Source organism: Streptomyces sp. NPDC046939, from assembly GCF_040644575.1.
Classification (GTDB): Bacteria; Actinomycetota; Actinomycetes; order Streptomycetales; family Streptomycetaceae; genus Streptomyces.
The window spans coordinates 161070-172544 of the sequence record NZ_JBEYWV010000014.1; the positions used below are offsets into that span (position 1 = coordinate 161070).

The window sequence follows — 11475 nt, forward strand, 5'->3', positions numbered from 1 at the left end:
GGGCGGGAGGCCGGGTTCAGGGCCGGTAGATCTTGCCCGGCTCCGCCTTGCCCGGCGCGAGGAGCTGCGGCACGGTCACGAACACGTAGCCCTTCTGCTTGAGGGTGTCGATGATGCCGGGGACGGCCGGGACGGTGCCCTTGTAGATGTCGTGCAGCAGGATGATGCTGTCGCGCTTGGTCGCCTCGACGGCGCGCTTCTGGATGAGGGCGGAGTCCGTGGTCGTGTAGTCCTTGGTCGTCACGTCCCACAGGACCTGGGCGAGCCCTTCCTCCTTGGCCAGCTTGCTGATGTGGTCGTTCGTGCGGCCCTGGGGCGGGCGCATCAGGGTGGGGCGCTTGCCGGTCAGCTTCTCCACGGCGTCGTCTACGCGCTTGAACTCCGCGCGTACCTGCGCGTCGTCGATCTTCGTGAGGATCTTGTGGTCCCACGTGTGGTTCGCCAGCTCGTGCCCCTCCCTGGCCATGCGCTCGACCAGCTCCGGGTGTGCGGCGATGTGGTTCTTGCCGAGGAGGAAGAAGGTGGCCGGAACCTTCTTGTCCTTCAGGATGTCGAGGAGTCTCGGGCTGTTCTCGCTGGGGCCCGCGTCGAAGGTGAGCGCGACGCACTTGACCTTGCGGCAGTCGACGGTGCCGAACCGGCCGGCCGACCGCGCGTCGCCCGCTCCGGCCTTGCGGGCGCTGCTCGGGCTGGTCGTGTCGAACTTCGTACAGCCGCTCAGGCCGAGCGAGAGGGCTCCAGCGGCCGCCAGGGCGGCGACCGCGCGGAACCCTCGTCGCGTTTTCGTCATCTTCACAAGTGCTGCGGGCATACCGCCACTATACATGCGGAGTATACACCGCATGTATAGCTATCTGACCTGCTGTTTTTCTACCGCCCAGCCTCCCGGTACGCGATGAGCAGTTTGGCCAGCGCGCCGACGTGGTCGCCGCTCAGGGACAGATGGTCCGCCTCCGCGAACGGCTTCGCCCACGCCGCCGTGACCTTGTCGCCCGCCCGCTGCTGGACGATCAGCCGCGCCTTGTCGACGAGCGCGCGTCCGGCGTCCGCCCCGCGCGCGTGCCGCGCCGCGACGGCCAGCGCCTTGAGAGCCGACTCGCCGCCGCCCGGCTTCTTCGTCAGGGTCGTGAGCCCGTACCCGTACGGGAACTGCGGGTCGTAGGAGGTGTCGCCCACGTTGATCGGGAGCTGCGCCTCCGACTTCGGCCAGGTCACCGGCAACTGTCCGGTGAAGGGGCGCTTGCCGTAGAGCACGTCGGCGACGCCGTCGCCCTCGGTGCCCGGCAGCCAGGACGCGACGAGCCCGTCCACAGCGCCCGGTCCCTTGCCGAGCAGGTCGCCGACGAGCTGCGGACGGCCGGAGACCACGAGCACGACGCACTTCATGGCGGCGCACACCTTCTGCACGGCGGCCTTGTCGGCGGCGGACAGCTCCAGGTCGTGTCCGTTGCCGACGTCGCCGACGCCCTCCGCGTACGGGGTCTCGCCGACGACGACCACGCCCACGTCATAGCCGGACGTCGGCGCCGAGGCGTCCTTCGAGTAGTCGATCGCGGCGCCCGGGGACGCCTTGCGCATCGCCTGGAGGATGGTCGTGCCGTCCGTGTGCGTACCGGACTGGCCCTGCCAGGTGATGGTCCAGCCGCCGGTCTGGTTGCCGAGGTCGTCGGCGTTCGACCCGGCGACGTACACCTTCTGCGACTTCTTCAGCGGCAGGACGTTCCCGGCGTTCCGCAGCAGCACCTGCGACTCGGCGGCGGTCTGCCGGGCGACGGCGCGGTGCGCGGCGGAGCCGAAGTCCTTGATGCGGGACGTGTCCGCGTACGGCTTCTCGAACAGGCCCAGCTTGAACTTCTGCGTCAGGATGCGCGCCACGGCGTCGTCCACGCGCGCATGGCTGATGCGACCGGCCTTCACCTCACCCAGCAGCGTCGACTCGAAGTCCGCGTAGGCGTTCGGCACCATGATCATGTCGAGGCCCGCGTTGATCGACGTACGGACGTCGGAGGCGTAGTCGCCCGGGATCTGGTCGATGCCCGCGTAGTCGCTGATGACGAAGCCCTCGAAGCCGAGCTTCCCCTTCAGCTCGCCGTTGATCATCGCGGCGTTCGCGTGCATCTTCACCGGGCCCTCGTCGTCGCCGATGATGTCGAGCGACGAGTACGACGGCATGACCGAGCCGACGCCCCGCTTCACGGCCTCGCCGAACGGGGCGAGGTGCACGGCCTCCAGCTCCTGCCGCGTCACCTTCGTGACGCCCTGGTCGATCGTGTACGTGCCTGTGGTCGACGAGCCGTACGCGGTGCCGCCGTCGCCGACGAAGTGCTTGGCAGTGGCCAGCACCTTGTCGTTCCGGTCCAGGTCACGGCCGTCCGCGCGGCCCTGGAAGCCCTGGATGACGGTCTCCATGGACTTCACGAGCGCCGGGTCCTCGCCGAACGACTCGTAGGAGCGGCCCCAGCGTTCGTCGCGGGTCACGCACAGGCAGGGCGCGAAGTCCCACGGGACGCCGGTCGAGCGGACCTCGGAGGCGGTCACCGCGCCGGTCCTCTCGGCGAGGCCGGGGTTCCGGGTCGCGCCGATGCCGATGTTGTGCGGCATGATCGTCGCGCCGACGACGTTGTTGTGACCGTGCACGGCGTCCACGCCGTAGATCAGCGGGATCTGGAACCGGGTGGCCTGCGCCCGCAGTTGATAGCCGTCGATCATCTTCGCCCAGCCCTCGGGCGTGTTCGGGGTCGGGACCGAGCCGCCGCCGGAGAGCAGCGAACCCAGGTTGTACCCGGCGATGTCGTTCGGCGACTTGAGCGCGGCGCGCTCCGCCTGCGTCATCTGCCCGACCTTCTCCTCCAGGGACATCCGGGAGACGAGATCGGCCACGCGCTTCTTCACGGGCAGCTTCGCGTCGAGGTACGGCAGGCCGTGGGCGTCGATGACGACCTGCGGGTTCTCGGCGGGCGCCTTGGCGCCGGTGACGGTGAGCTTCAGCGGGATCGTTTCGGCGCTCTCGGCCTTGTCCCGGTCCTTTGTGGTCGCGACCGTGACGGTCCTCGACGCGCCGGAGGCGGTACCGGCCGGGAAGGTGACCGTGCCGCTGACCGGCTTGTAGTCCTTGCCGGGTGCGGCGGTGCCGCCCTCGCTCGCGTACGCGACGGTGACGGCGTCCTCGATCGGGACGTTGCCGGTGGTCGTGACGGAGAGCTTGACCTTGGCGGTGCCGCCCTCCTTGACCGGATAGACGCCCGCGTCGGTGGTCACCTGCGCGCGCAAGGACTGATCGGCCTTGCCGTACAGCTCGACGTCGTCGAGCGCGAACCGGCCCTTCCCGCCGGTCGGGAGGGTGACCGCGTACCCCCACATCTTGTCGAGGCCGAGGACATGGTCGATGCCGCCGACCGGCTGGTAGTCCGTGCGGTACTCGAACTGCGTGAACGGCAGTTCGACCTGGTGCCAGCCCTGCCAGTCGTCCGTGAACGACGTGGTCCACAGCTCGGACGCCTCGCCGTGCGCGCCGCCGTCCTTGATCTCGAAGGTGATCTTCTTGCCGGTGCCGGGCGGCAGCGGTACGGCGTTCTGGCCGTACCACCAGAAGCGGATGCCCTTCGACGCCGACCAGTCGTGGGCGGGCTTGTCGGCGGCGTAGTCGTGGGTGAAGCCGCCGTAGGAGCTGATGTCGTACGACCCTTCGAGTACCTTGGCGCCCTCGGGCGCGTCCGCGCGCTCCTTCAGTTCGAGCGCGGGGCGGTCGTCGGCGTCGCCGCCCCACGTGAAGATCCCCTCGGCGGGCTGCGCGGCGAACGGGACCTCGCCCTCGAAGCGGTCCACTTGTACGGGCGCCGGGTCGTCCGCCGACGCCGGTCCGGCGGTGCTGAGCGGTAGCAGCCCGGCGGCGAGCGCGGAGACGCCGAGCAGCGCGATCCGTCTTCCGCGGCCTGTGGTGCGAGCGGGGTGACGCAAGATTCCCTCCCGATGATCCGGTGCGGATGGTGGTGGTGCATCGCGGAGTTCCTTAATTCAAGAGTTGAGTTAAAGCGGGGGTGGTGAGGGCGTCAAGGCTTCGGGACGTAAAGGGGGTTGAGGGTGTGCGTGCGGGGGCGGTGCGCCGGTCGGCCGGGCCGTGTGTGACGGCGTCCACCCATGCGGCACGGACCCGGCTCATGCGGCGGCTTCGGCGCGGATCTCTGACCCGGGCCGGTGGGACGGGAGGCCCATTTTTCGCGCGCCCGGTACCCGCATCGGAGCGCGCGCGTTGCCGGGGTCGGCGCTGGATCGTAGATTCGCCGGGATTCCACACGGGGGCGCGGGGAAGCGGGCGTGATCGACCATGGGGCGCTGGGGCGGCGGAAGCGTGGGGCGAGGTGTGCCGGGGGCGGCCGGGCCGGGCGGCCGGCGGCTCGGCACCGGCTGGCGGCGGCCCGACCGGCGGCCCCGTCCGCGCCGCCGCGCCCCGGCACCGCCCGGCGCGCGGCCCGCAGCGCCCCCGCCTACCGGCGCGAGCGGCGCCGAGGACACCACCGAGGGTGCCGGGCCGGGCCTGCCGGTAAACTGATCAACGCGCCGGCCGGTGGCCGGACGCGCGGCGGTGGGGCCCGCCGCACCCAACCGCGGCACGCACGCCGCCGACGGTCCCTGCTTGCGACGATGTGCACGCGCGCCGCCCTGCCGGTGCGGGTGTCCGGCGAGTGGGAGAGGCCCCGTTGAGCAAGTCGGAAGAGGCGCGGTCGGCCGAAGTACGTACGTCCCCGCGCGACGAGCCCGTCGACCCCGACGTCCCACCCGTCCCGCGCCCAGCCAGTACATGGCGCGGCCAGGGCCCCGTCCTCGCCGTCGTCGCGCTCGGCGGCGCTCTCGGTGCCTCCGCCCGCTACGGGGCCTCGCTGCTCTGGCCGACGGCGACCGGCGCGTTCCCCTGGACGACGCTCGCGGTCAACGCCGTCGGCTGTGCCGTCATCGGCGTCTTCATGGTGGTGATCAGCGAAGTGTGGTCGGTGCACCGGCTCGTCCGCCCGTTCTTCGGCACGGGCGTCCTCGGCGGCTTCACCACGTTCTCCACGTACGCGGTGGACATCCGGCAGTTGACCGACCTCGGCGAGGCCCGCACCGCGCTCGGCTACCTGGCCCTGACCGTGTGCGTCGCGCTCGCCGCCGTGTGGGCGGGGGCCGGTCTGACCCGCCGTCTCGTCGTGGGGAGCGCCCGGTGAACTGGCTCCTCGTGATCGCCGGCGCGATGGTCGGCGCCCCCCTGCGCTACGCCACCGACCGCGCCGTGCAGGCCCGGCACGACACGGTGTTCCCCTGGGGCACGTTCACGGTCAACGTCGTCGGCTCCCTCGTCCTCGGCCTGATCACCGGCGCGGTCGCCGCGGGCGCCGCCTCCTCCCAGCTCCAGCTCCTGGTCGGCACGGGCCTGTGCGGCGCCCTGACCACGTACTCCACCTTCTCCTACGAGACCCTGCGCCTCGCCGAGACCGGCGCCCGCCTCTACGCGGCCCTCAACGTGCTCGGCAGCGTCACCGCGGGCCTCGGCGCCGCGTTCACGGGGGCGGCGCTGGCCCAGGCGCTCTGGGCCTGACCGCCCGCGCGGCACTCGGGGTCATGTCCGGGTGGCGGTCCCGCACTCGTGGCCCTCGGCGTCGCGCATCCGCTTCTCCATCGGGACGCTGCGGTCGTAGGGGTCGACCGCCGGGCCGTCCGTCCGCTCGCCGGGCCCGAAGTCGGGCGTGAAGTAACCGGTGTACGTGGGCTCGCAGCCGGTGTTGGTGGTGTCGAGGCTGTTCTTCACGACGGAGAACGTGCCCGCCTCGGTGATGATTTTCTTCGGGTCGTCCCAGCTCACGACGTTCTCGCGGCGCACGATGGCCCGCACGACACGGTCGTCGCTCCCGGCGCCCGCACGCACCACCGGGTAGACGTACGTGACGTCGGCGGTCACCTCCAGGGCGCCCTTGTCCCCCTCCTCGTAGAACAGCTGGCCGCGCACCTTCACGACGTCCCCGACGAGCCGCACCTTCGACGTGTCGAACCGGCTGAACAGGGTCAGCGGGTTGTTCTTCTCGCTCGGTGCGGACAGGGAGGCGTCCAGCTTCTTCCTCTCCTCCGGCTGCTTCGGGTTGATGTAGGCGATCGCCTTGTCCGGGCGCGCGCCGCGCAACACCTCCGGGTCGAGGCTCGACCGCACGAGGAACTCCTTGGTCCTCGCCAGCGCCTGCGCGACCTGCGCCTTGTTCATCCATCCGGTGGCGCGCGCCTCGGGCACCTCGATCCCGGCGGCCCCGTCGGCCCAGTGCACGGCGGGCGACCCCTTGAACGGCTGAGCGGTCGTGGCTCCGGCCTGTCCACCCCGGTCGTCGTCCTCGTCGCCGCCGGGCCAGTTCGGTACCAGGCCGGGGGCGAGCGCCACGACCAGTGCCGCGAGCGCGGCGAGCAGCCCGACCACGTACCAGAGCCGCTTCCGCCGCCTCGGCGGGGTGTGGGTCCGCCACCCCTCCGGCGGACGGTTCTGCTCCTGGAGGCGCCGCGTCACCATGCGGGCGCGCGCCGACGGTTCCTTGGGCGCGTCGGGCACGCCCTCCTCGGACTCCCGCAGGAAGCGTTCCCACTCCTCGTCCGACAAGGACGGACTGTCCTGATCCCCACCCGATCGCACGATGCGCTCCCAGCCGCTCGGCATGACGTCGACCGGCGGCCGATGTCCCATGGATCCCCCTTGGACCCTCCCCGGACCGGTCGCCGTGCAGCATGATCGCACAGGTGTTCCCGAGGGCGGATCCGATGCGGCGACCCGGACGGCGCGGGACCGGGTGTCCCCGGCGACGCGATGGCGGAACGTGCGCTTTGATCGGTGCAGGAGCCCGGCGGAAACCCCAGGGGCGGCGGCGCGCGGAGAGGCAGCACAGTACGTGGACGAGGACGAGGTCGACCCGAACGGCGGACCGGCGCCGCAGGAGGAGCCCGAGCAGCAGACCCTGTTCGGCTGGCAGGACCTCGCCCCGGAGCGGCCCGCGCCCGCACGCGGCTCGTTCCGCGACAGCCCGCGGGCGCGCCGGATGCTCGACGTGCGTGAGGTGTACGCCGAACCCGCCGCCCTCGCCTCGCCGCGCGGGCAGCAGATCATGGGCCGGCTCCGCCCCGACGTGACCGTGATCGAGGTGGACAGCCACTGGCGCATCCCCGCCCTGCACGGCAACGACGGCAACATCGACCGCTGGGTCCGCATCAAGACCGAGACGCTCGTCCTCGGCGTCAAACACAAGCTGACCACCCGCGTCAACGGCCGGTCCGCCGACTGGATCGCCCCCGGGCCCTCCAACGGCTGCGCCATGTCCTGCGCCTACTGCTACGTCCCACGCCGCAAAGGGTTCGCCAACCCCATCACCCTCTTCACCAACATCGAGGCGATCATCGCCCACGTCCGGCGCCACGTCCGCGCCCAGGGCCCCAAGCCGGAACCCAACCAGTGCGACCCCGCCGCCTGGGTCTACGACGTCGGAGAGAACGGCGACTGCTCCGTCGACGCGCTGGTCAGCGACAACACCGCCGACCTGATCGCCGCGTTCCGCACCATGCCGACGGCGAAGGCCTCCTTCGCGACCAAGTTCGTCAACCCCGACCTGCTCGCCCTCGACCCGCGGGGCCGCACCCGGATCCGCTTCTCCGTCATGCCGCCGGAGGACGCCCGCCTCCTCGACATCCGCACCAGCCCCGTCCCCGAACGCATCGCCGCCGCCCCCGACTTCCTCGACGCGGGCTACGAGGTCCACTTCAACCTCTCACCCGTCGTCCTGCGCCCCGGCTGGGAGGAGTCCTGGGCCGACCTCCTCACCCACCTCGACGACGTCCTGCCCGCCCGGGTCAAGCAGCAGGCGGCGGCCGAGATCATCATGCTCACCCACAACGAACCCCTCCACGAGGTCAACCTGGGCTGGCACCCCCGCGCCGAGGACCTCCTGTGGCGACCGGCCGTCCAGGAGACCAAACGCTCCCAGAACAACGCCCTCAACGTCCGCTACGCCCTGCACGTCAAACGCCAGGCCCTCGACCGGCTCCGGCAACTGGTCGGGGAGCGGGCGCCGTGGCTGCGGATCAGGTACGCGTTCTGAACGACGGCCCGTCGGGCGCGAGGTTCCGGGCGCACACCGTCACGTCCTCGCCCCTGAGATAGGCCAGCAACCACTCGCCGAAGGTCATCTCGTGGAGCACCCAGGAGAAACTGTCCGACTCCTGCACCAGTACGCGCCAGGGAGACGACGCCCCGTCGGGAAGGCGGAGGAACACCGACTCGCCCGTCATGGCCGCCGCCACCGGCATCAACTCCCCGGGGCCCGCCCCCACCGGCGCGGGCAGGAGCTCCGCCATGTCCTCCTCGCGCCAGAGGGCGAGATCGCCCCTGATCTCGTCTCCCAGGTTGTGCGGGAGATGGGGCGCCGGATGGCTCACATACAGCTGCCCGTTGATCGTGACCGAGCCGTAGGCGTCCACGACGGTCCGGAAGTCTTCCGGGAACACCATGCCGAGTTCCTGCTCGAGCGCGTCCCACGGAGCGGGATCCGACCAGTTGAACCGGGGCTCCCCCAACAAAGCCGCTATCTCCGCGAGCGTGGACAAGTCGGATCCCTCCCGGCAGGACGAGCCGTATGCGGTCCGTGCATCGTGGCAGGCCGTGCGCATCCACGTCACCTCCGGTCCTCGAACACCGCTACCGTCCCCCCCATGACGACCAAGCCGATGACCCCCCGCGCCCTCGGCCGGGCCACCCTGGAGCGGCAACTGCTGCTCGCGCGCGCCCCGATGGGCGTGGAGGACGCCGTCGCGCACCTCGTCGGGTTGCAGGCGCAGGAGGTCCGGCCGCCGTACGTCACGCTCGCCGCGCGGCTCTCCGGGTTCACGCCCGGCGCGCTGTCGACCGCCCTGGAGGAGCGGCGCGTGGCCCGGCTCGTCACCATGCGGTCCACGATCCATCTGCACACCGCCGACGACTGCATGACCCTGCGGCCCCTCGTGCAGCCCGCGCGCGAACGCGAACTGCGCACCTTCCGCAACGGCCTCGTCGGTGTGGACCTCGCGCGCCTCGCCGCCCTCGCCCGGGAGTACGTAGAGGCGGAGCCCCGCACCCCGAAGGAACTGCGCGCACTGCTCCTCAAGGAGTGGCCCGACGCCGATCCGCAGTCCCTGTCGACCGCCGCCCGCTGTCTGCTGCCGCTCGTCCAGGTCACCCCGCGCGGCCTGTGGCGGCGCAGCGGCGCCGTGCGGCTGACCACCGCCGGGCACTGGCTGGGCCGGCCCGCGCCCGACGCCGCCCCGGCCCCGGACGCCACCGTCCTGCGCTACCTCCGCGCCTTCGGGCCCGCCTCCGTACGCGACTTCCAGCAGTGGGCCGGGCTGACCCGCACCAAGGAGGTGTTCGAGCGGCTGCGGCCCCAGTTGACGACGTTCCGCGACGAGCACGGCGTCGAGCTGTTCGACCTGCCCGACGCGCCCCGGCCGGACGAGGACGTACCGGCGCCGCCCCGCCTCCTCGCCGAGTTCGACAACCTGCTGCTGTCGCACGCCGACCGCACGCGCGTGGTCCGCGAGGCCGACCGGGGCCGCACCTGGCAGGGCAACATCGCCCACGCGACCTTCCTGGTCGACGGCATGGTCGCCGGGCTGTGGGCGCTGAAGGAGGGGGCGCTGAAGGAGGGGGACGCGGCGCAGGGCAGCCGCCTCGTCCTCGAACCCTTCCGTGACCTCGTCCCCGCTCAGCGCGACGCGCTCGTCGCCGAAGCGGAGCACATGGCCGCCGTCCTGGAGGCGCCCGGTGCCGTCACCGTCGACTTCGGGACAGTACGGCGGTAGCGGCCTACAGAAGACGTCCGCTTCAGTCCGCGCGGCCCGTCGCCGCCACCGTCACCCCCAGACCTATCAGCGCGAAGCCCCCCGTCCCGCCGATCAGCGACAGGCGCCGGTCCGAGCGTGCGAACCAGGTGCGCGCCGCCGATGCCGTCAGGCCCCACAGCGTGTCCGTGACCAGTCCTATGGAGATGGGGACGAGCCCGAGGAGCAGCATCTGCGCGGGCAGCCGGCCCGCCTCGTGGTTCACGAACTGCGGCAGGACCGCCGCGAAGAAGACGATGCCCTTCGGGTTGGTGACGCCCACCAGGACCCCGTCCAGGACCGTGCGCAGGTCACCGCGGGCCGGACCGGCCGGAGCGCTGATGTCCGCCGCCTTCATGGCGTGCCGGTGCCGGAACGCCTGCACGCCCAGCCAGACGAGATACGCCGCGCCCGCCAGCTTCACCGCGACGAACAGCGCCGCCGAACGCTCCACGAGGGCGCCGATCCCGAGCGCCACCGCCACCACCAGCAGGTACGAGCCCACCACATTGCCGAGCGCCGTCGCCACCGCCGTCCGCCGGCCGTGCGCGAGCGCCCGCCCGATCACGAACAGCACGCTCGGCCCCGGGACCACGATCACCAGCAACGACACCGCCGCGAACGCCAGGAACCGGTCCGTCGACACCATCCGCCCACCCCCCAAGAAACCCAAGAAGCCCAAGAAGACCGACGCCGACCATTCAACAGCCCGCCACTGACAACGGGCCCGCCACGGCCCGAGCCCTACGGCAGCAGCCCCGCCCGCCGCGCCGCCACCACCGCCTCGCCCCGCGTGTGCGCCCCCAGCTTCCGCATGGCGGCGCGGAGGTAGCCCTTGACGGTCTCGGGGCGCAGCCCGAGCCGTTCGGCCGCCGCCGCGTTCGTCGCGCCCGCCGCCACGCACACCAGGACGTCCACCTCGCGCGGCGCGAGCACCGGCGCCGTCTCCCGTGCCCGCGGGGCCGAGGCGGAGGCGAGCTTCCCGCAGACCGCGAGGAGTTCGGCCCGCAGCGCCGGGTCGACGATCTTCGGGGCGAGCGCGCGCAGCGCCCCGTGCGCCTCGCGGACCTCCTCCCATGCCCCGGCGCCCGCGCCCGACGGTGTGCTCGCCGCCTCCAGCAGCGCCTGTGCCTCGTCCCGTACGACGAGCGCCTGCTCCACGTCACGGGCCGCCGCCACGGCCGCGTTCAGCACCCGGTCGCCCAGCGGCTGGGCCGAGCGCAGGGCCCCGTAGAGCACGCCGCGCACCCGGCGTCGTACGACGACGGGGACGGCGAGGACCGAGCGCAGGCCCTCCGCGCCGACGGCGGCGTCATACTCGTGGCTGATGTGGCGCGAGCCGTGGTAGTCGGTGACCGCGCACGCCCTGGCGAGGTAGAGCGCCTTGCCGCCCAGGCCGTTGCCCGCCGAGACGGCGAGGCCGCGCAGCGCGTTCGTCGCCGCGCCGCTCAGCTCCGCGATCCGGACCTGACCCGCGCTCGGCGTGAGCCCGCCGAACGCCACGGGCAGGCCCGTGGCCCGGCGCAGCCGGACCAGCGCCGCGCGCATCTCGACCGCCTCCGCGGCTTCCGCCGTCACCTTCGCTCTCCTCGCCGTGGACCGGACACCCCCGTTCGGGGGTGG

At 72.2% G+C, this 11475-nt stretch carries 10 protein-coding genes; 4 read left to right on the forward strand and 6 right to left on the reverse strand.

Annotation, left to right across the window (positions count from 1 at the left end; all coding sequences use genetic code 11):
* Positions 1-16: 16 nt before the first annotated feature.
* Positions 17-790 carry a polysaccharide deacetylase family protein gene (locus ABZ877_RS17735; RefSeq protein ID WP_361071595.1) on the reverse strand — a complete coding sequence of 258 codons (774 nt, stop codon included), beginning with the start codon at positions 788-790 and terminating at the stop codon, positions 17-19.
* A gap of 80 nt (positions 791-870) precedes the next feature.
* Positions 871-3957: a glycoside hydrolase family 3 N-terminal domain-containing protein gene (locus tag ABZ877_RS17740; RefSeq protein ID WP_361071474.1), complete on the reverse strand. Its 3087-nt coding sequence runs from the start codon at positions 3955-3957 to the stop codon at positions 871-873.
* A 740-nt stretch (positions 3958-4697) separates the two neighbouring features.
* Between ABZ877_RS17740 and crcB (ABZ877_RS17745) the strand changes: the two genes are divergently transcribed.
* Positions 4698-5201 (forward strand): fluoride efflux transporter CrcB, encoded by a 504-nt coding sequence (gene crcB, locus ABZ877_RS17745; protein WP_361071477.1) that lies wholly within the window; start codon positions 4698-4700, stop codon positions 5199-5201.
* Positions 5198-5572 carry a fluoride efflux transporter CrcB gene (gene crcB / locus ABZ877_RS17750; protein WP_361071480.1) on the forward strand — a complete coding sequence of 125 codons (375 nt, stop codon included), beginning with the start codon at positions 5198-5200 and terminating at the stop codon, positions 5570-5572. The genes crcB (ABZ877_RS17745) and crcB (ABZ877_RS17750) overlap by 4 nt, the downstream gene beginning before the upstream one ends.
* Positions 5573-5593: 21 nt before the next feature.
* Here the strand turns inward: crcB (ABZ877_RS17750) and ABZ877_RS17755 are convergent, their stop codons facing one another.
* On the reverse strand, positions 5594-6670 hold the full coding sequence (locus ABZ877_RS17755) for a hypothetical protein (protein ID WP_361071598.1): 1077 nt from the start codon (positions 6668-6670) through the stop codon (positions 5594-5596).
* Positions 6671-6965: 295 nt separating this feature from the next.
* On the opposite strand from ABZ877_RS17755, the gene ABZ877_RS17760 reads away from it, so the two are divergent.
* Entirely contained in the window at positions 6966-8099 is a 1134-nt protein-coding gene (locus ABZ877_RS17760) for a spore photoproduct lyase family protein (protein ID WP_361071601.1), read from the forward strand.
* Here the strand turns inward: ABZ877_RS17760 and ABZ877_RS17765 are convergent.
* The gene (locus ABZ877_RS17765; RefSeq protein WP_361071482.1) at positions 8083-8604 is read right to left on the reverse strand and encodes an SMI1/KNR4 family protein; all 522 of its coding nucleotides are present in this window, start codon (positions 8602-8604) and stop codon (positions 8083-8085) included. The two genes, ABZ877_RS17760 and ABZ877_RS17765, sit on opposite strands and share 17 nt — an antisense overlap.
* Positions 8605-8709: 105 nt before the next feature.
* On the opposite strand from ABZ877_RS17765, the gene ABZ877_RS17770 reads away from it, so the two are divergent.
* Positions 8710-9834, forward strand: coding sequence for a winged helix DNA-binding domain-containing protein (locus tag ABZ877_RS17770; RefSeq protein ID WP_361071485.1), 1125 nt, complete (start codon positions 8710-8712; stop codon positions 9832-9834).
* 22 nt (positions 9835-9856) lie between these two features.
* Here the strand turns inward: ABZ877_RS17770 and ABZ877_RS17775 are convergent, their stop codons facing one another.
* The gene (locus tag ABZ877_RS17775) at positions 9857-10501 is read right to left on the reverse strand and encodes a LysE family translocator (RefSeq protein WP_361071488.1); all 645 of its coding nucleotides are present in this window, start codon (positions 10499-10501) and stop codon (positions 9857-9859) included.
* A gap of 95 nt (positions 10502-10596) precedes the next feature.
* Positions 10597-11430, reverse strand: coding sequence for a LuxR C-terminal-related transcriptional regulator (locus tag ABZ877_RS17780; RefSeq protein WP_361071491.1), 834 nt, complete (start codon positions 11428-11430; stop codon positions 10597-10599).
* Between the last annotated feature and the right edge of the window lie 45 nt (positions 11431-11475).

What these genes read in the sequence shown, in the direction of transcription:
- ABZ877_RS17775 (WP_361071488.1), bottom strand. Translation starts at nt 10,501, where the DNA reads ATGGTGTCGACGGACCGGTTCCTGGCGTTCGCGGCGGTGTCGTTGCTG.
- ABZ877_RS17735 (WP_361071595.1), bottom strand. Translation starts at nt 790, where the DNA reads ATGACGAAAACGCGACGAGGGTTCCGCGCGGTCGCCGCCCTGGCGGCC.
- ABZ877_RS17770 (WP_361071485.1), top strand. Translation starts at nt 8,710, where the DNA reads ATGACGACCAAGCCGATGACCCCCCGCGCCCTCGGCCGGGCCACCCTG.
- ABZ877_RS17755 (WP_361071598.1), bottom strand. Translation starts at nt 6,670, where the DNA reads ATGCCGAGCGGCTGGGAGCGCATCGTGCGATCGGGTGGGGATCAGGAC.